20 protein-coding genes are annotated in these 17,366 nt (G+C 72.1%); 7 read left to right on the top strand and 13 right to left on the bottom strand.

The genetic code is table 11. The features are described from left to right. The first annotated feature begins 90 nt into the window (after nt 1–90). Nucleotides 91–516 carry an excalibur calcium-binding protein gene (locus KJK29_RS32715; RefSeq protein WP_215122761.1) on the top strand — a complete coding sequence of 142 codons (426 nt, stop codon included), beginning with the start codon at nt 91–93 and terminating at the stop codon, nt 514–516. A gap of 24 nt (nt 517–540) precedes the next feature. Here the strand turns inward: KJK29_RS32715 and KJK29_RS32710 are convergent, their stop codons facing one another. Together KJK29_RS32710 and KJK29_RS32705 are read right to left on the bottom strand one after the other, a co-directional pair. Beyond that, nucleotides 541–954 (bottom strand): DUF3037 domain-containing protein, encoded by a 414-nt coding sequence (locus KJK29_RS32710; protein ID WP_215122760.1) that lies wholly within the window; start codon nt 952–954, stop codon nt 541–543. Beyond that, a complete protein-coding gene (locus KJK29_RS32705) occupies nt 951–1,706 on the bottom strand; it encodes a HipA family kinase (RefSeq protein ID WP_215122759.1) in 756 nt (251 codons plus the stop codon). Before KJK29_RS32705 ends, KJK29_RS32710 begins: the two co-directional genes overlap by 4 nt. A 196-nt stretch (nt 1,707–1,902) precedes the next feature. Here KJK29_RS32705 and KJK29_RS32700 point away from each other — a divergent pair, with 196 nt between their 5' ends. Continuing rightward, the gene (locus KJK29_RS32700) at nt 1,903–2,370 is read left to right on the top strand and encodes a Rieske (2Fe-2S) protein (RefSeq protein WP_215122758.1); all 468 of its coding nucleotides are present in this window, start codon (nt 1,903–1,905) and stop codon (nt 2,368–2,370) included. Here KJK29_RS32700 and KJK29_RS32695 read toward each other — a convergent pair. Next, nucleotides 2,357–3,007, bottom strand: coding sequence for a cysteine hydrolase family protein (locus KJK29_RS32695; protein ID WP_215122757.1), 651 nt, complete (start codon nt 3,005–3,007; stop codon nt 2,357–2,359). The two genes, KJK29_RS32700 and KJK29_RS32695, sit on opposite strands and share 14 nt — an antisense overlap. 137 nt (nt 3,008–3,144) lie before the next feature. Here KJK29_RS32695 and KJK29_RS32690 point away from each other — a divergent pair, with 137 nt between their 5' ends. After that, nucleotides 3,145–3,615 carry a pyridoxamine 5'-phosphate oxidase family protein gene (locus tag KJK29_RS32690; RefSeq protein ID WP_215122756.1) on the top strand — a complete coding sequence of 157 codons (471 nt, stop codon included), beginning with the start codon at nt 3,145–3,147 and terminating at the stop codon, nt 3,613–3,615. 27 nt (nt 3,616–3,642) lie between these two features. On the opposite strand, the gene KJK29_RS32685 is transcribed toward KJK29_RS32690, so the two are convergent. Further along, on the bottom strand, nt 3,643–4,545 hold the full coding sequence (locus KJK29_RS32685) for a LysR family transcriptional regulator (RefSeq protein WP_215122755.1): 903 nt from the start codon (nt 4,543–4,545) through the stop codon (nt 3,643–3,645). Between the two features lie 75 nt (nt 4,546–4,620). Here KJK29_RS32685 and KJK29_RS32680 point away from each other — a divergent pair, with 75 nt between their 5' ends. Continuing rightward, nucleotides 4,621–5,580: a DMT family transporter gene (locus KJK29_RS32680; RefSeq protein WP_215122754.1), complete on the top strand. Its 960-nt coding sequence runs from the start codon at nt 4,621–4,623 to the stop codon at nt 5,578–5,580. Here the strand turns inward: KJK29_RS32680 and KJK29_RS32675 are convergent. After that, nucleotides 5,571–6,932 carry an aminotransferase class I/II-fold pyridoxal phosphate-dependent enzyme gene (locus KJK29_RS32675; protein ID WP_215122753.1) on the bottom strand — a complete coding sequence of 454 codons (1,362 nt, stop codon included), beginning with the start codon at nt 6,930–6,932 and terminating at the stop codon, nt 5,571–5,573. The two genes, KJK29_RS32680 and KJK29_RS32675, sit on opposite strands and share 10 nt — an antisense overlap. 36 nt (nt 6,933–6,968) lie before the next feature. Here KJK29_RS32675 and KJK29_RS32670 point away from each other — a divergent pair, with 36 nt between their 5' ends. After that, on the top strand, nt 6,969–7,655 hold the full coding sequence (locus tag KJK29_RS32670) for a pyridoxamine 5'-phosphate oxidase family protein (protein WP_215122752.1): 687 nt from the start codon (nt 6,969–6,971) through the stop codon (nt 7,653–7,655). Nucleotides 7,656–7,718: 63 nt separating this feature from the next. Here the strand turns inward: KJK29_RS32670 and KJK29_RS32665 are convergent, their stop codons facing one another. From KJK29_RS32665 to KJK29_RS32655, 3 genes are all read right to left on the bottom strand, one after another. Then, on the bottom strand, nt 7,719–8,690 hold the full coding sequence (locus tag KJK29_RS32665) for a DMT family transporter (protein WP_215122751.1): 972 nt from the start codon (nt 8,688–8,690) through the stop codon (nt 7,719–7,721). Nucleotides 8,691–8,908: 218 nt separating this feature from the next. Beyond that, on the bottom strand, nt 8,909–9,913 hold the full coding sequence (locus tag KJK29_RS32660; protein WP_215124537.1) for an EamA family transporter: 1,005 nt from the start codon (nt 9,911–9,913) through the stop codon (nt 8,909–8,911). 139 nt (nt 9,914–10,052) lie between these two features. Next, a complete protein-coding gene (locus KJK29_RS32655) occupies nt 10,053–10,646 on the bottom strand; it encodes a Clp protease N-terminal domain-containing protein (protein ID WP_215122750.1) in 594 nt (197 codons plus the stop codon). Between the two features lie 181 nt (nt 10,647–10,827). Here KJK29_RS32655 and KJK29_RS32650 point away from each other — a divergent pair, with 181 nt between their 5' ends. Further along, complete coding sequence (locus tag KJK29_RS32650) at nt 10,828–11,256, top strand: type II toxin-antitoxin system Rv0910 family toxin (protein ID WP_215122749.1); 429 nt, start codon at nt 10,828–10,830, stop codon at nt 11,254–11,256. A gap of 67 nt (nt 11,257–11,323) precedes the next feature. Here KJK29_RS32650 and KJK29_RS32645 read toward each other — a convergent pair whose 3' ends face one another. From KJK29_RS32645 to KJK29_RS32635, 3 genes are all read right to left on the bottom strand, one after another. After that, entirely contained in the window at nt 11,324–11,959 is a 636-nt protein-coding gene (locus KJK29_RS32645; protein ID WP_215122748.1) for a PadR family transcriptional regulator, read from the bottom strand. Between the two features lie 94 nt (nt 11,960–12,053). Continuing rightward, nucleotides 12,054–13,058, bottom strand: coding sequence for a HEAT repeat domain-containing protein (locus KJK29_RS32640; RefSeq protein WP_215122747.1), 1,005 nt, complete (start codon nt 13,056–13,058; stop codon nt 12,054–12,056). Nucleotides 13,059–13,065: 7 nt separating this feature from the next. Further along, nucleotides 13,066–13,734 carry a HEAT repeat domain-containing protein gene (locus tag KJK29_RS32635; protein WP_215122746.1) on the bottom strand — a complete coding sequence of 223 codons (669 nt, stop codon included), beginning with the start codon at nt 13,732–13,734 and terminating at the stop codon, nt 13,066–13,068. A gap of 158 nt (nt 13,735–13,892) precedes the next feature. Here KJK29_RS32635 and KJK29_RS32630 point away from each other — a divergent pair, with 158 nt between their 5' ends. After that, complete coding sequence (locus tag KJK29_RS32630; protein ID WP_215122745.1) at nt 13,893–14,711, top strand: PhzF family phenazine biosynthesis protein; 819 nt, start codon at nt 13,893–13,895, stop codon at nt 14,709–14,711. Between the two features lie 62 nt (nt 14,712–14,773). Here the strand turns inward: KJK29_RS32630 and KJK29_RS32625 are convergent, their stop codons facing one another. Together KJK29_RS32625 and KJK29_RS32620 are read right to left on the bottom strand one after the other, a co-directional pair. Continuing rightward, the gene (locus KJK29_RS32625; RefSeq protein WP_215124536.1) at nt 14,774–15,577 is read right to left on the bottom strand and encodes a CPBP family intramembrane glutamic endopeptidase; all 804 of its coding nucleotides are present in this window, start codon (nt 15,575–15,577) and stop codon (nt 14,774–14,776) included. 95 nt (nt 15,578–15,672) lie between these two features. Further along, nucleotides 15,673–17,190 (bottom strand): glutamate-cysteine ligase family protein, encoded by a 1,518-nt coding sequence (locus KJK29_RS32620; protein WP_215122744.1) that lies wholly within the window; start codon nt 17,188–17,190, stop codon nt 15,673–15,675. Between the last annotated feature and the right edge of the window lie 176 nt (nt 17,191–17,366).

Genomic DNA, 17,366 nt, shown 5'->3' with positions numbered 1-17,366 from the left:
CACCCGATCGGCCTACGGCCACGCGCCGCAGCGACCCTCGGACCCTAGCGTCGAAGCCCGAGCCACTCGTGGCCGGAAGGGAGGCGCTCCATGCGCCGTCACACCGGTGCCCTGGGCACGCTGTTCGCGATCGCCTCGATCGTGCCCATGGCCGACCCCGCTCACGCCCGACAGGACCTGGACTGCCGCGACTTCTCCTTCCAGGAGGACGCGCAGGCCGTCTTCGACGCGGATCCGAGCGATCCCAACAGACTCGACGAGGACCAGGGCCCGGACGACGGCATCGCGTGTGAGGTCCTGCCCCGCCGTGGCGTCATCTCCCCCACCAGCTCCGCCACCCCGTCCGCTCCTGTCACCACCACGCCCACCACCGCCACCCCGTCTCAAGGCGTACGAGGCGGACTCGGGGGCGCGGCGGTCACGGGGCCGAGCGACTGGGATGTGGCCATCGGCGTGACCTTCGCGGCGGGCGCCGCGCTCTCGGCCGGCTACGTGGTGAAGCGCCGACGGCACTGACAGCGCGGCGGAGCCGGGTATCCGCTACCTCACCAGCACGTCCAGCAACCGCTCCGTCTCCGCCGCCGGATCCGTGGTCAGCCCGGTGTGTACGGGCCCGGGCTGGACGATCGTCGAGCGGGGGGCGACGATCCAGCGGAAGCGGCGGCCCGGGTCGTCGGGGGCGGCCTGGCCGGCCGCGGGGCCGCCCGTGCAGATGTTCTCCACGGCGCGCAGCGCGGCCCGGACGCCGGCCACGTCGGCATGGGGGTCGAGGGCCAGCAGCCGGGCCTCGTCGAGGTGGGTGCGCGCGCCGACGTAGGACTCGGCACGGCAGTAGACGAGGACACCGGCGTTGATGCACTCGCCGCGCTCGACGCGCGGGACGACGCGCAGGACGGCGTACTCGTAGATCTGGCGGTCCCGTGCACCGCCCCTGATGATGTGCCGGTCGCTCACTTCGCCCCCTGGATGCGGTCGTGGATGACGGCTGCGCGCGCGAGCAGCGGCCGCGCGTAGGCCTGCCTCAGGTCGTCCGGCGTGTCGAAGCCGGGCTCGTCGGCCAGCCAGGCGTCCGGGATTCGCGCGGTGACCTCGGCGAGCAGTTCCTCGGTGACCAGGGGCGCCAACTCGGCCGCGGCGGAGGCGACATCGGGCGCGAAGGGCGCGAGGGCGTGGTCGGAGGCGTCGTAGGGGCGGTCCGCCGAGGCCTGCGCGCCGGGCCAGTTGTGGTGCCAGATCATGGTCGCGCCGTGGTCGACGAGCCACAGCTCGCCCCGCCACATCAGCAGGTTGGGGTTGCGCCAGGACCGGTCGACGTTGTTGACCAGCGCGTCGAACCAGACGATCCGCCCGGCCTCCTCGGGGCTCACCCGGAACGCGAGCGGGTCGAAGCCGAGCGCGCCGGAGAGGAAGTCCATGCCGAGGTTGGTGCCGCCGCTGGACCTGAGCAGGTTCTGCACCTCCTGGTCGGGCTCGCCGAGGCCCAGCTCCGGATCGAGCTCGACCGTGACCAGGCGCGGCACCCGCAGCCCCAGCCGGCGGGCGAGCTCCCCGCAGACCACCTCGGCGACGAGCGTCTTGCGCCCCTGTCCCGCGCCGCTGAACTTCAGGACGTACATCCCGTGGTCGTCTGCCTCGACGAGTCCCGGCAGCGAACCGCCCTCGCGCAGCGGCGCGATGAACCGGGTCGCGATCACTTCCTTGAGCATCGCCCCAGGTTACTGACGTGGACGGGGGCGCACGCGACGGCCTCGCGGCGGCGGGCCGCAACCCGACAGCGAACCGACAGCTCCGCTTTACCCACACCGTTCCGCGAACGGGTCAGGATCTCGACATTGTCTGAACAGCCGGTCCTCAAGGGCCGTACCTCTCCGCAGATCACGAATCCCCGGAAGGAACGTCAGCATGACCAGCGAATCAGTTCAGCCGAGGTCCGGACCGAGCCGTCGTGCCGTGGTGGCGGCAGCCGGCGCGGCGGGGCTCACCGTCGCGCTGACGGCGTGCGGATCGGACGACAAGGCCTCCGGCTCGTCCACCGAACAGGGCTCCGGCGGCAGCGCTTCATCGCCCGAGGCGGGCGCCGGTGGTGCGGCGCTCGCGAAGACCGCCGACATCCCCGAGGGCAGCGGCAAGATCTTCAAGGACGAGAAGGTCGTGGTCTCCCAGCCGGCCGCGGGCCAGTACAAGGCGTTCTCGACGATCTGCACCCACCGGGACTGTCCGATGGTGGACCTCAAGGACGACATCATCTCCTGCACATGCCACGGCAGTGAGTTCTCCGTCCTCGACGGCAGCGTGAAGAAGGGGCCGGCCGTCGAACCGCTGGCGGCGAAACAGGTGACCGTGAACGGCGACTCCATCACGCTCGCCTGACCTCACGCGCTCGTTTCAGACACGCCAGTACCTCGTCCGTGGTCGCGACCGTGGCGACCAACGCGAGGGTGTGGCGGATCATCGCGGGGGTGTAGTCGGACGGCACTCCCGCGATGGCGTCTGTCGGGACGACGACGGTGTAGCCGCGGTTCACGGCGTCGAACACGGCGTTGGGGACGGCCACGTTGGCCGATACGCCGGTGACGATCAGGGTGCGGCAGCCCAGGTTGCGCAGCAGCGGGTCGACATCGGTGCCCTGGAGGGGCGACAGCCCGTGCAGGCGTCGCACGACGAGGTCCTCCTCGGCGACCTCGATCGGGGCGGCGACCCGCACCGCCGGCGTGCCGGACAGCTGCTGGACGGGCAGGCGCGCGGCGGCCCGGAAGAGGCGGGCGTTGCGGTTGGCGCCGCGCCCGTCGGGACGGCGTTCGGCGACGGCGTGCACGACCTGGACGCCGCTTTCGTGGGCGGCGGCCACCAGGCGGGCGATGTTGGCGAGCACGCCGCCGGAGCGGGCCTCGGCGGCGAGTTCGGGCAGTGCGCTGTCCGCTCCGACGACGCCTTCCTGGCACTCGACGGTGAGCAGCACGGTGGTCCGCGGATCGAGGAGTTCGCTGAGCTCTTCGTACGAGGGCACGGTTCCCCCTGGGCGCCGGCGGCGGGTCGGGGGAGCGTAGCCACCGTTGCGCACGGAGGGAAGAGCACTCATTCTTTTCTGACGTGATGTCAGAGGATCTCCTCTGACACGACGTGGGAAGAAGAAAGAGGGGGAGCATGACCGTCACGCAGCAGCGCCGGGGCCGGAAGATCATGATGACGCCGGGCGAGCTGGACGATTTCCTCACCACGCAGCGCACCTGCCGGGTCGCCACGATCTCGGCGGACGGCGCTCCGCATGTGAGCACGCTGTGGTTCGCCTGGGACGGCGCCTCGATGTGGCTGTACTCGGTCGTACGCAGCAAGCGGTGGACCGACCTCAGGCGCGACCCCCGGGTGGCGATCGTGGTCGACACCGGCGAGGAGTACGACGAGCTGCGCGGTGCCGAGCTGTCGGGGGCCGTCGAGTTCGTGGGCGAGATACCGCGCACCGGCGAGCTGCGCGCCGAACTCGACGTCCCGGAGACGCTGTTCGCCCGGAAGAACTTCGGCCTGGAGGAAATGCCGCACGACGGCCGGCACGCCTGGGTACGCCTGACACCGCAGAAGATCGTCTCCTGGGACTTCCGCAAGCTCGGGCCCGCCTGAGAAAGCGCGGAATCCGGCGCGGAGCGCTCAGGTGAGGCTCTCCCCCGCCGCCCGCAGGGCCTTGACCGCGGCCCTGATCGACGGGCGGCGGTCGGCGTCCGCGCGCCAGACGACGTAGACATGCCGCCGCACCCGCTGTCTGACCGGGACGGTCACGACCCCGTCGGGCACCGGGTGGCGGCCGAGCAGCGGGGCGATGCACACCCCGAGGCCCGCGGCGACCAGCCCGAGCTGTGTATGGGTCTCGGCGGCGCGATGGCCGACGATCGGCTCGATGCCCTTCGAGCGGAGCGTGAACATCAGCCACTCGTGGCAGAACTCGCCCTCGCCCCAGGTGATCCACTCGTCCTCGGCGAACTCGGCGAGGTCCACCTCGTCACGCCCCGCGAGCCGGTGGTCCACCGGCATGGCGACATCGGCGGGGTCGTCCAGGATCGATGCCTTGACCAGGCCGTCGGGCAGCGCCATCGGCTTGTTGTACCAGTCGAGCACCACGGCGAGGTCGAGGTCGCCGCGGACGACTCCGGCGATGCCGTGCTCCGGTTCCAGCTCGCAGGAGCGCAGCCGGAGCACGGGGTGCCGCTCGCGCAGCGCGGACAGCGCGTGCGGGAACAGGCCGCGGGCGGCCGTCGGGAACGCCGACAGTCTGAGCTCGCCGACGACCTCCCCCCGCTGCGCCTCCAGGTCGGACCGGGCGAGTTCGACCTGGGACAGGATGCGCGCGGCGTGCTCGGCGAGCAGCCGGCCCGCGTCGGTGAGCCGCACGCCCCGGCCGTTCTTGGCGAGGAGCTGCCGGCCGACCTCCCGCTCCAGCTTGGACATCTGCTGGGAGACGGCGGAGGTGGTGATGTGCAGGCTCTCGGCCGCGCCGCTGACCGAGCCGTGCCGTGCGAGGGCGTCGAGGGTGCGCAGGCGCTCCAGATTCAACACGTAAGCGATGCTACGCAATATCGAGTGCGAAATCTCGATTGTGCTACGCGGTTCCGCTCCCGCATCGTGACTGCCATGACCACCGCCACCTCCACGCCCGGCCAGGCCACCACGGCCTCGCCCGACCGGCCCCGGCGCCGCCTCGACTGGCGTCTCCGCTTCGCCGCGCTGTCCCTGATCTGGGGCTTCAGCTTCCTGCTCATCAAGGTGGGCACCCAGGGGTACGCGCCGTTCCAGGTCACGCTCGGCCGGCTGGCGTTCGGTACGGCGGTGCTGGCCGCCGCGATGGCCGTGCGCCGCGAGCGGCTGCCGCGCGGTGCGCGCACCTGGGGGCATCTGGCGGTCGCCGCGTTCCTGCTCAACGCCCTGCCGTTCTCGCTGTTCGCGTACGCCGAGCTGACCATCCCGTCCACCCTGGCGGGCATCTGCAACGCGACCTCACCGCTGTGGGGCATGGCGCTGTCCCTGGTCGCCCTCTCGGAGGACCGCCCGACCCGGGTGCGGGTCGCGGGGCTGGGCCTCGGCTTCCTCGGGGTCCTCACGGTGCTGGGCGCCTGGCAGGGCTTCCACGGCCTGGACGCCACCGGCACGGCCCTGGCGCTGCTGGCGTCCCTCAGTTACCCGGTCGGCTGGATCTACGTCCGCCGTACCCTGGCCGGCACGAGCCACTCGCACCTGTCGATGACCGGCGCGCAACTGCTGCTCGCGACCGCCCAACTGGCCGTCGTGACCCCGCTGTTCACCACCCTGCCCGACGGTCTGCCCGTCGTGCCGCTGCTGGCGATCGCCGCGCTCGGCGCCCTGGGCACCGGCCTCGCCATGCTCCTGCAGTACGGCCTGGTCGCCGAGGTCGGCCCGACGACCGCCCAGATGGTCACGTACCTCGTCCCGGTCATCGCCACGGCCGCGGGCGTCGCACTCCTCGGCGAGTCGCTCGCCTGGTCGACTCCGGTCGGCGCGGCGATCGTACTGACGGGCGCGGCCCTCACCCAGGTCCGGCCGAAGCCCCGTGCGCGGCCGAGGCCTCAGACGTAACCGCGCGCCGGGGCAGGGCCGAGCGCCGAGGCGATCGCGTCGGCCAGCGCCTCGATCTCGCCCTCCTTCCGCCCCTCACCCCCGCTGTCGTTCTCGGCGAGCGTCGAGACGGTGACCCGGATGCCGGGCGGTGCGCTCAACCGGAAGCGGACGCCCGGTGCGACCGCCCAGCCGGCGTGCTGCAGCCGGGCGACGGCTCCGGTCTCGTCCGGCACGGGCACCCACACATTCATCCCGCTGCGCCCGTGCGCCGCGACCCCACGCCGCGCAAGCGCCTCGATCAGTGCGTCCCGGCGCCGCCCGTACGCCGCCGCCACCGCGCGCGTGTCCACCGCTCCGTCGGCCAGCAGCCGTACCAGGGCCCGCTGCGTCAGCAGGCTGACCCAGCCCGGGCCGAGGCGCTGCCGGCCACTGACCCGGTCGACGGTGACGGCGTCGCCGGTGAGCAGGGCGAGGCGCAGATCGGGGCCGTAGGCCTTGGCGGCCGAGCGGACGAAGGCCCAGTGCCGGGTGGTGCCGGCGAGGGGGTGGAGGGGGAGGTCGACGATGCCGTGGCCGTGGTCGTCCTCGATCAGCAGGGTCTCCGGGTGCTCCCGGAGCACGGACCGCAGGGCACGCGCGCGTGCGGCGCTCACCGCGGCGCCGGTCGGGTTCTGCGCCCGGTCCGTGACGATCAGGGCCCGGGCCCCGGCCTCCAGCGCCCGGCGCACGTCCTCGGCGTAAGGCCCGTCGTCGTCGACGCCGACGGGGACGGTCCTGAGCCCGAGCGCGGGCACGAGGTCGAGGGTGCGGCCCCAGCCGGGGTCCTCGACGGCGACGGTGTCACCGGGCTTGAGGTGGGCCGCCAGGACGCGTTCGACGCCGTCGAGTGCTCCGGAGACCACCGCGAGCGGCCCGTCCGGCACCCCGTCGGCGTCGAGGCCGGCCCGTGCGATCCGGGCCAGTTCCGGCTCCACGGGGGTCTCTCCGTAGAGCACGGGAGCACGGTCGGCCTCGGCGGCCGCCGCCGCGAACGCGGCCGCGAGCGGCGGGAGCAGCGCCGGGTCCGGATTGCCGGCCGCCACATCGCGCACGCCCTCGGGGACGTCCACCCTGATCTGGTCCCGCCCGGTCGTGGCCGGCGCGGACCGCACCCGGCTGCCGCGCCGGCCGGCGGTCTCGATGACCCCGCGCTCACGCAGGGTCCGGTACGCGGCCGCGACCGTATTGGGATTCACGCCCAGCCGCTCCGCCAACTCCCTCATGGGCGGCAGCAGTTGGCCCGGCAGCAGCTCACCGACCCCCACCGCCCGCTCGACGCTCGCGGAAATGTCCGCTGCGCGGCGCCCACTGATCGGATACTCTCCTAGCACAAAGCAGATTATGCACTAGTGCAATGGAGAGCGCCAATGCAGGAGACCGCACCGACCCCGTCGCACCCCGCCACCCCCTACACCCCGACCGACCGCACCGTCCCCACGCGCTCCCCGGGCCGGGCCTCGTACGACAGGGAACTGGTGCACGCGATACTCGACGAGGCCTACGTCTGCCATCTCGGCTTCGTCCGCGACGGCGCCCCGGTCGTGCTGCCCACACTCTTCGCCCGGGTCGGTGAGCGCCTCTACGTGCACGGCTCCACGGGCTCACGCCCGCTGCGCGCGGCCGGCCAGGCCGACCCGGGCCTTCCGGTCTGCCTGACCGTCACGCACGTCGACGGCCTGGTCCTGGCCCGCTCGGCCTTCCACCACTCGATCAACTACCGCTCCGTGGTGGTGCACGGCGTCGCCCTCGACGTCACGGACCCCGAGGAGAAACGGCAGGCCTTGGACGCGCTGGTCGACCACGTCGTGCCGGGCCGCGCCGCCGACTCCCGCCCGGCCAACCGAAAGGAACTCGCCGCCACCGCCGTGCTCCGCCTCGACCTGACGGAGGTCTCCGCCAAGCTCCGCACGGGCGGCGTGAACGACGAACCGGAGGACCTCACCCTCCCGCACTGGGCCGGCGTGGTCCCGGTCGGAAAGACTTACGGCACCCCGATCCCCGACCCGGACCTGGCTACCGACACCGAACTGCCTGACTACTTGCGGACCCGGTGACGCCGAACCTGCCTTGAGGGCGCGAGAAAATGCGCGACCAGCCGCACAACCCGCGGCCGCCGGTCACACAAGGACCCCTGGCTCCGACCGCGCGCTCCGCGCCTCCCCCACCGCAAGCCCCGCCACGGAGCCCAACAACAGCAGGGTTCCAGCCACTGTCGCCACCGTAAGCCGCTCTCCGAGCAGCACAACCGCAAGCCCCGCCGCACTCACCGGCTCGAGCAACATGATCACCGAGACGGTGGCCGACCGCACCACGGCGGCTCCGGCAAAGTAGAGGCCGTAGGCAAGGGCCGTCGGCACGGCGGCGACGTACGCCAGCAGCGCCAGGAGCCGCCCTGGCTCCTCGGTGTGCGGCAGCAGCCCTTCCGCCCAGGCGAACGGCAGCAGGCACAGGCTCGTGACGGCGAAGGCCCCGACAGCCGTCCGGGACGCGTCGGCCTCACCGCCGCGGCCCCACCGGCGAGTCAGCAGCGTCGTCGCGCTGTACCCGGTCGCGGACAGCAACGCGAGCAACACGCCCCACAGGCGTACGGCCGTACCCCCGCCACCGAGGACGAGGACCGCGAGCCCCATGAGGGCACCCGCGACGGCGGTGATGCCGCCCCGGCCCAGACGTTCGGCCAGGGTCAGCCGGGCACCGAGCGCGATGAGTACGGGACCGGCGCCCAGGGTGACGACGGTGGCGACGGTGGCGACGGTGGCGACGGTGGCGACGGCGAGGCCGGTGGCGGAGACGGCCGCGAAGTAGGCCGTCTGGAAGACCGCGAGCCCGAGCCCGGTGACCCCGGTCCGCAGCGCCCGGCGGCCGAGCGGCTCGCGTACGGCCGTCCCGGCGCGCGGCCGCACGAGGCGGACGGCGAGCAGCAGCACGAGACCGGCCGCGCAGCGCCAGAAGGAGAGGGCGACGGGCCCCATGTCACTGGTCCGGTAGACCAGGGAGGCGGCCGCGCCCGCGGTGCCCCAGGCGACACCGGCGACGATCAGATAGAGGAGGCCTCGCCCGATGGGCAGGCCGGAGGCAGTGTTCGACACGTGTTCTCTCCGCAGACGCGCACGACGCGCCGCGCGGAACGGGCGGCGGTGGGTGCGCGGAAGTTCGGGAAGGACCCCGGCTCAGCGAGGTCCGCGGACTTCGTCTGCGGGCAGCACCGTTCGGCCCGGCGGCGACATGCCGGGCTCGGTTTCCGGAGGGCCCGCCTCAGGCGGCCGGAGGCGGAAGAACGAGTGCGTCGGACGGCATGATCGGCACCCTAAGCAGCCGTTCCGGGTGTGGACAACTCCCTTTCCGGGCCACCGCTCGCCACCGGCTGTTCGGAGCCCTTCGCGGGCGTCGAGGACTGTGCGATGAACGCGCCCAGCAGCACGATGGCGCCACCGGCGATCTGCGGTGCCGACAGGTGCTCACCGAGCAGGACCCAGGCCAGGACGGTCGCGATGACCGCTTCGAGACAGGCCACGACACCGGCGACCTGTGGGGAGAGCCGGCGTACGGAGACCACGCCGGTGACATACGCGACGACCGTGGCGACCAGGACGATCCAGGCCAGCAGGACGACGGCGGCGACGGGTGTGCCGTCCATGCGCGCGGTGCCCGTGAGCACGGACCAGTCCATGGTCCAGGGCCGGGCGACGACGGTCAGCACGGCCGCGCCGACGAGCAGGCCGTAGGCGATGACACCGAGCGGGTCGGGCGCCTCGTCTCCGGCGTCGCTGCCCTGGTCGGAGAGGACGAAGTAGCCGACCTGGCAGCAGGCCGCGCCGAGCGCGAGCAGCAGCCCCAGGGCGTCGAAGCCGAGGCCCGACCACACCTCGACGACACACGCGAGCCCTCCGACCGCGAGGACGACTCCGACGGCGGCGGCACGTGTCACCGGCCGCCGCTGCACGAACCGCACCCAGCCGAGCACCAGCGCGGGCGCCAGGTACTCGATGAGCAGCGCCACCCCGACGGGGATGCGGGAGAGCGCGGCGAAGTAGCAGGCCTGGACACCGGCGACGGCCAGCAGCCCGAATCCGGCGAGGAGTCCGGGGCGGCGGCGCAGCAGCGCGCGGTGGCGTACGGCGAGCGGCAGCATCACCAGGGCGGCCCCGGTCACGCGCAGCCACACCACGTGCAGCGGGTCGAGGCCCGCCTCGATCAGCGGCTTGGCCGCGACTCCGGATCCGCCGAAGGCGACCGCGGACAACAACGCGAGGCCGAGCCCCACGCCCCTGCCGCGCTTGCTCGGACTGCTCTCAGAGGTACGCACCGGCACATGATGACAGGCCATGACAGGAGCGTCACCCCTCATGGCACCTGTCTCACTGCCTGGACGGGGCGAACGCTCGGGACGGGGCGAACGCTTGGGACAGAGCCAGCACCCCGGGCAAAGCCGACACCCCGGGCAGGGCCGGTCAGTACGCGGCTTCGGAGCCCCCGGCCCACTCCCCGGGCAGGCCGGGCCCGCCGTCGAGCCGGGCCAGCACCTCGTACGGGTCGATCCCGGCGCGTGCGAGCACCTCGACCGCGCGCGCCTGCGCGTCGACGACGATCGCCGCGAGCAGGTCGATGCCGCGGGCCGGTCCGCCCCGGCGGGCGGCACGCTCGCAGGCGTACTCCATCGATGCCGCGGCCAGCGGCGAGAAACCCGCGCACTCGGCCACCACGGGGACGGCGCCGGAGTCCTCGACACCGCTCTGCCAACGCAGGCCGTAGCCGATGCTGCGCTGGACGAGATAGCCGAGCAGTCGCGCGATGCGCGGTCCGTCTCCGAAGACGGCACGCGCCTCGGGGTCGGACTCCAGCAGGGAGTGGAGCAGATGGGCGGTGTCGATCTGCCGGTCCCCGTCCCTGACCGCCCGGCGACGGGCACCGCCGATCACCGACGCCAGCTCGTCACTGAGCCTGGCATCGTTCTCCGCGCGGTGGATGCCGTGCTCAGGGGCCGACTGCCTGGGGATACGGTGGTGCACATCCCCTACCCCATCAGTCCCGCGAGCCCGGGTCATCCCCGAGGGGGAGCATTTCGGCGTCCCACAGGAAGTGGACTCCCCCGGCCGGAATCTCCTCCTTACGGAGGAGATCAGGCTGTTTCGTGCGCGGACCCACCACGCCTGACTGTTCGTCAGTATTGAACATTGCGGCCGACGCGGCTACGTTCCGCGACACCCGACTCGAAGAGGTGGTCGCATGGCCGAAGTCAGCGCGGAGGCACGCATCGGGGCGCCCGCCGAGAAGGTGTGGGCCAGACTCACGGACTGGTCCACCCACGGCGAGTGGAACGCGACCCACACCAGCTTCCCGTCGGGCGGCCCCAAGAGCCTGGAGGTGGGCACGACCTTCCGGGAGAACATGCGGCTGATGAACTTCCCGGCCGAGGTGGAGTGGACCGTCGAGGAACTCGAATCGGCCCGGCTGCTGGCCATCCGCGGCCAGGGCCCGATGGGCGTGACCGTCGCGACGCGCTACACCCTCACGCCCGACGGCGACGCGACGACGGTCCGCATCGACGGCGAGTTCACGGGTGCGGCGGTGTCGTTGATGGCGGGCAAGCTCAGAGACTCGGCCACGGCGGCCCTGAACGAGTCGCTGCGCAAGCTGAACGAACTGGTCGCCTGACGCCCCGGCACGAAGAAGCGCCCCCCGGATCACTCCAGGGGGCGCCAGCGCCACGAGGGGCCGTCGCTCAGTCCTCGTCGGCGAGGATCAGGTACAGCTTCTTGCGGGCTTCGTTGATGACGCCGAGCGCCTTCTCCTTCTGCTCCTTGCTGCCGGTCTTCCAGACCTGACCGAAGGCCTCCATCAGCCCGAAGCCGGCCTGGCGGATCTCGCCGAGGGCCTCCCAGTCGACCCCGCGGGACGCTTCCTCCCAGGGCGCCTCGGGCCCCTCTTCGGCCGCCGTACGACCCGCCTCGGTGAGCGAGAACAGCTTCTTGCCGCCCTCGGACTCACTGATGATCAGACCCTCGTCCTCCAGCAGTTGAAGGGTGGGGTACACGGAACCCGGGCTGGGCTTCCACGCCCCGCCGCTGCGCTCGGCGATCTCCTGGATCATCTCGTAGCCGTGCATGGGCCGGTCCTTCAGCAGGGCGAGGATCGAGGCCCGCACATCACCGCGCCGCGCCCTTCCCCTCGGCCCGCCGCGTCCTCGTCCGCCCCAGGGGCCGGGGCCGAAGCCCGGACCACCGGGCCCTCCCCAGCCGGGACCACCAGGACCGCCGGGCCCGAACGGACCGAAAGCCGCACGCAGTCCCTCGAAGCCGCCCCGACCGCGCCGCGGTCCGCCGTGGCCATGTCCGTGCTCGTAACCGTGGGTACGCATCGCAACCACTCTCCATTCCATCGTTGATCTGTCGCGATGCGTCAACGATATATCGGTAGTGTTCTTATGGCAAGGCCCTGCCGGACCAGCGGCTTCAGCGGGCGTCGCGCATCCCGAGAATGTAGGTGGCGGTCTGTGCGACGACGCGGTCCTCGTCCCGGGCCAGATCGGCGAGGGCACGGGACGCCGTGGGGCCCGGGATGTCCGCGAGCGCCTGGGTCAGCCGTCGGCGCGCGGACGGTTCGGCGGTGCCGCCGGCGAGGCGGTCGACGAGCCCGGCGGCGATCCGGTCCGCCGACGCGGGATCGCTCGCCAGCGCGCTCAGCGCATCGGCCGCGTCGACGTCGTTCACGGCCTCGACGACCATGTCGATGAGCGTCGGGACCGCGTCGGCCACTCCCCGCGCCCCGAGTTCCAGAGCCGCATACCTGCGGACCACGATGTCGGGATGCTCGAGAGCGCCCTTCAGCAGTGCGGTCGCCGCAGCGTCCGGCATCTCGACGAGGGACCGCACGGCACGTTCGCGCACCTCGGCCGCGGGTGAGCCGAGGCCCTCGGCGAGCAGGGCCGACCCGCCCTCGCCCGATTGCGCCAGAGCCCATCGAAGGGCTCCGGCGACATTCGGGTCCGTCTCGCTCAACGCCGCCTCGACGAGGGCCTCCACCGGCCACGGGACCTCCTCGACCGAGGACAGGGCCGCGCGCTGACGCGTTCCGGCGCTCTTCGATCCCAGCGCGTGGAGGAGTCCGACGATCTGGAGGACGTCCTCCCAGCCGGCGGGCTCCGCGGCACCGATCCGACGGAGCCGCGTGAGCAGCTCGGTCTCCGCCGCGATGCGCTCCCGCGTCCGGTGGACGAGGTCGTCGACGAGCTCCGCGGGCCGGAAGCCGGGATCGTCCAGCGCGCGCCCCACCTCACGCAGCGACAGCCCCAACGACCGCAGGCTCTCGATGTGGAAGATCCGCCGGATGTCGTCGCCGGAGTACGCGCGATAGCCGGCGTCGGTCCGGCCCGTCGGCCGCACCAGGCCGAGCGACTCGTAGTGTCTGAGCATGCGGGCGCTGACCCCGGACCGCCGTGCCACCTCACCGATCAACACCGCCCTGTCATCCCTCCTGGCCGATCGCGTCGAGGGCCACGACCCGCTTCGCCTCCTCGATCGCGAACCCGAATCCGGCGTCCGGGTCGCGCCACAGCCGTTCTGTGGCGATCGCATGCTGACGCACGCGAGGGTCGGCATCCGTCATCCCCGCGTGCAGGGTCGGCATGATCACCTCACCGAGCGCGATCAACGCCCGGCTGAGGCTCAACTGCGTCTCGTGCTCGCCGCGTCCGAGCTGTGCCGCCAGCACCCCGGCCAGCCCGGCCGCTTCACCTTCGGGTACGAGCACGACCGCCGCCCGCCAGGCACTCCGCGCCACCTCGTCGTCGGGGTCGGTCAGCAGCGCCCGGGTGATCGCAGGCCACGCCCGCCGGTCACCGATCTTGGACAGCGTGTGCAACGCCTGGCTTCGTGCCTGCGGACGCTCCGCGCGGAGTTCATCGATGAGCCTGGGGACCGTCAGGGACGACGAGTGGCGGGTGAGCGCCCACGTGAGCATCTCGCGCACGGAGAACTCGGGCTCGATCGCGCACCGTTCGACGAGCTTGTCGACGAACCGGGGATCCGGGGTCGTGCCGGCCGCCAGCGCCGCCCGCAGCCGGACCGACGAGCCGTTGTCCTCCAGCCCCCGGAGAGCCGGCATCGGGTGTGTGTCCTCTTTCGGCATGGTCATCGCGACCACCTCCTCGGCCACAGTGAAGACCTTGTCATCGTGTCAAGGTCAAGCGGAGCCGCGCCGAGTGAGCCGCTGCCGGCCAGGACCGGTGAATCGGGCCAGGACTCGTGAATTGGCCTTGGTCCGCGGCCTGGACGGGCCTCTAGCGTCGGGGCATGCGGATTCGAATCGTCGACGCCTTCACCGACCGTCCCTTCACCGGCAACCCGGCCGGGGTCATGCTCCTGAACGACGCGGAGGCCTTCCCGGACGACAGCCGGCTGCAGGACATCGCCCTGGAGGTCAACCACGCCGAGACGGCCTTCGCCCATCCCCTCCCCGAGGGCGGCGAGGCCGACTGGGCGCTGCGCTGGTTCACGCCCGCCGCCGAGGTCGCGATGTGCGGCCACGCCACCCTCGCCACCGCCCATGTCCTGCACACCACCGGTGCCCACGAGGGGCCGGTGCGGTTCGCGACCCGCAGCGGTGTCCTCGTCGCCACGCCCACCGGCGACGGCTCCATCACGCTGGACTTCCCGACGGCTCCGCTCACCCGGGTCGACCCGCCCCGCGGCCTCGCCGAGGCCCTGGGAGCCGAGCCGCTGACGGTCCTCGACACCGGCCCGAACGTCGGCGATCTGCTCGTCGAGCTCTCCGACGAGAAGACGGTGCACGGCCTCACCCCCGACCTCAAGGCCCTCGCCGCCCACTCCGCGCGCGGCGTCATCGCCACGGCCCGAGCGGAGGACCCGGCCCAGGGCTACGACTTCGTCTCCCGCGGCTTCTTCCCGAACATCGGCATCGACGAGGACCCGGTCACCGGCAGCGCCCACACCGCCCTCGCCCCGTTCTGGTCCGAGCGCCTGGGTCGCGCCGGCCTCACCGGCCTCCAGGCCTCACGCCGCTCCGGCCGCATCCGCACCGAACTGCGCGGCGACCGCACCCTGCTGACGGGCAGGGCGGTCACGGTCATCGAGGGCGAGCTGCTGGCCTGAGACGGCGAGGGCGCATAGAGCGAGGGGCGTACGACACCGCCGTACGCCCCTCCCCCGGTCCTTCACGCCGTCGGGAGCCACCCGACCTTGCCCGCCAGCAGCGCGTACCCGATGAACGCCCCGATGTCGAGCAGCGAGTGGGCCACCACGAGGGGGCCGACGCGGCCCCAGCGGCGGTACAGATAGACGAAGACGACGCCCATGGCCAGGTTCCCGATGAAGCCGCCGATGCCCTGGTAGAGGTGGTACGAGCCGCGCAGCACCGAGCTGCCGATCAGCGCGGCCGTCGGGGTCCAGCCCAGCTGCCCGAGGCGGCGCAGCAGATAGCCGACGACGATCACTTCCTCCAGCACCGCGTTCTGGATCGCGGAGAGGATCAGCACCGGGTATTTCCACCACACGCCGGGCAGCGCCTCCGGCACCACGGTGAGGTTGAAGCCGAGGCCGCGGGCCGCCAGATAGAAGGCGATGCCGGTGCTGCCGATGACCGCCGCGATCGCCGCGCCGCGGCCGAGGTCGGGCCAGGGGCGGCTGCGGTCGAAGCCGATGGTGCGCAGACTCGCGCCCTCGCGCAGCAGGAAGTGCGCGACGAGCGCGACGGGCACGAGCGCCGTGGTGATCCCGAAGAGCTGCCAGGCGAGGTCGAGCCAGGGACGGCCGGGCGCGGCCGAGGCGTTCATCGTGGCCGCCTGGTCCTTGAGCCCGCCGGGCTTGGTGACCGAGCCGATGAAGCTGATCAGGGCGGAGACTCCGCTCGCCCCCAGCGAGAGCGCCAGGACGAGCAGGGTCTCGTTGCGCAGCATCCGCCGCGAGAGCCGCTGCTGGGGAATGGAATCGTCCGCCACCGGGCCCGCCTCCGCCTGCACACCTGCCTCCACTTCACCGACCTGCCGGAAACGATCGCTCGAACACGATCTGTCGGATCAGTATGAAGGCAGCAGGATGTCACCCCGGCGGCGCGTCAGCCCAGCGGCACCGGCTCCGGCAGGCCCACCGGCCAGGTGTGGACCGGATCCCCCTGGTGCATCAGCTCGCGATAGCGGCGGGTGGTGGCGGCCAGCGCGGCCTCCCGCGTGTGGCCGGCGTCCAGCGCCTTGTGGAAGGTCGCGGCCTGCCAGCTCGCCCCGTTCACCCGGCGCCGGCACCGTTCCTCGATCACGCCCAGGTACAGGTCGCGGTCGGCCGGCTCGACACCCCACGCGTCCAGTCCGGCCTCGGCGAGCGGCAGCAGTTCGTCCCGTACGAGGCTGACCGCGTCGACCTGTGTGGTGCCGCCGTAGCGGCCCCGCCGGGGCCAGGTGAAGCGGGCGTCGATGCCGTCCTTGCAGGCGGCGTCGAAGTTGGCGGCGGCCGCCTCGAACGGCAGCCGGGTCCACACCGGCCGGGGCTCCTCGGCGAGGGCGCGGACGACGCCGTAGAAGAACGCCGCGTTGGCGACGACGTCGGTGACGGTGGGCCCGGCGGGCAGGACGCGGTTCTCCACGCGCAGATGGGGGACGCCGTCGGCGATGCCGTAGACCGGGCGGTTCCAGCGGTAGATCGTGCCGTTGTGCAGGACGAGTTCGGCGAGGGAGGGCGTGCCGCCCCGGTCGAGCACCTCGAGCGGGTCCTCGTCGTCGCAGATCGGCAGCAGCGCCGGGTAGTAGCGGAGGTTCTCCTCGAAGAGGTCGTACGCCGAGGTGATCCAGCGCTCCCCGAACCAGGTGCGCGGCCGGACGCCCTGGGCCTGAAGCTCGGGCGGGCGGGTGTCGGTGGACTGCTGGAACAGCGGGGGCCGCGACTCGCGCCACAGCTCGCGGCCGAACAGGAAGGGCGAGTTGGCGCCGACGGCGATCTGCGCGGCGGCGACCGCCTGGGCCGCGTTCCACACGTCGGCGAACCGGCCCGGGGTGACCTGGAGATGCAGTTGCACGGAGGTGCAGGCGGCCTCCGGCGCGATGGATTTCGAGGTGCAGGTGAGGTGCTCCACGCCGTCGATGTCGAGGGTGAACTCCTCGCCCCGGGCGGCCACGATCTGGTCGTTGAGGAGGGTGTAGCGGTCGACGTCGGAGAGGTTCGACGAGACGAGGTCATCCCGGTCGAGGGTCGGCAGAATGCCGATCATCACGATTCCCGCGTCGACCTCGCCCGCTTTTCGGTCGGCATATGCCAGTGACGTGCGGAGTTCCTCACCGAGCCGGTCGAAAACCCGGCCACCCAGACGGTGTGGAGGAATGTTCACTTCCAGATTGAACATGGCGAGTTCTGTTTGGAAGTCCCGGCTCGCGATGCGTTCCAGGACTTGCGCATTCAACATTTTCGGCATGCCGTCGGAGCCCGCGAGATTCAATTCGATCTCCAGCCCCATGAGGTTCTTCGGGCGATCGAACCGCTTCTCCGCCAGGAGCCGCTCCAAGCCCGTCAGACACCGACGGAGCTTGTCGCGGTAGCGCTGGCGATCGGACAGGTCGAACCGCCCTGCCACGACCTTCTCCCCCATCGAAGCGTCCCTCCTCGGATGATACGGGCCTCAAGATCCGGCCGCCGGGGTCACGGTCAGGTGGAGGATGCCCAGCGAAAGCGATCGATAACGTCCCGGAGGGGTCCGCCGACCGCTACGCTGGTCGCGTGTGACCAGTGGCACATTCACTCGGCATGTCGCACGGGACAGATTTT

This window comes from Streptomyces koelreuteriae (genome assembly GCF_018604545.1).
GTDB lineage: Bacteria > Actinomycetota > Actinomycetes > Streptomycetales > Streptomycetaceae > Streptomyces > Streptomyces koelreuteriae.
The sequence above is the reverse complement of the archived record's forward strand: the minus strand, read 5'-3'. Positions and strand labels throughout refer to the sequence as shown.

Excerpts from the sequence above, each read along its gene's own strand:
- KJK29_RS32715 (WP_215122761.1), top strand. The coding sequence starts at position 91 with ATGCGCCGTCACACCGGTGCCCTGGGCACGCTGTTCGCGATCGCCTCG.
- KJK29_RS32705 (WP_215122759.1), bottom strand. The coding sequence starts at position 1,706 with ATGCTCAAGGAAGTGATCGCGACCCGGTTCATCGCGCCGCTGCGCGAG.
- KJK29_RS32700 (WP_215122758.1), top strand. The coding sequence starts at position 1,903 with ATGACCAGCGAATCAGTTCAGCCGAGGTCCGGACCGAGCCGTCGTGCC.
- KJK29_RS32690 (WP_215122756.1), top strand. The coding sequence starts at position 3,145 with ATGACCGTCACGCAGCAGCGCCGGGGCCGGAAGATCATGATGACGCCG.
- KJK29_RS32680 (WP_215122754.1), top strand. The coding sequence starts at position 4,621 with ATGACCACCGCCACCTCCACGCCCGGCCAGGCCACCACGGCCTCGCCC.
- KJK29_RS32670 (WP_215122752.1), top strand. The coding sequence starts at position 6,969 with ATGCAGGAGACCGCACCGACCCCGTCGCACCCCGCCACCCCCTACACC.
- KJK29_RS32655 (WP_215122750.1), bottom strand. The coding sequence starts at position 10,646 with ATGACCCGGGCTCGCGGGACTGATGGGGTAGGGGATGTGCACCACCGT.
- KJK29_RS32650 (WP_215122749.1), top strand. The coding sequence starts at position 10,828 with ATGGCCGAAGTCAGCGCGGAGGCACGCATCGGGGCGCCCGCCGAGAAG.
- KJK29_RS32645 (WP_215122748.1), bottom strand. The coding sequence starts at position 11,959 with ATGCGTACCCACGGTTACGAGCACGGACATGGCCACGGCGGACCGCGG.
- KJK29_RS32635 (WP_215122746.1), bottom strand. The coding sequence starts at position 13,734 with ATGACCATGCCGAAAGAGGACACACACCCGATGCCGGCTCTCCGGGGG.
- KJK29_RS32630 (WP_215122745.1), top strand. The coding sequence starts at position 13,893 with ATGCGGATTCGAATCGTCGACGCCTTCACCGACCGTCCCTTCACCGGC.
- KJK29_RS32620 (WP_215122744.1), bottom strand. The coding sequence starts at position 17,190 with ATGGGGGAGAAGGTCGTGGCAGGGCGGTTCGACCTGTCCGATCGCCAG.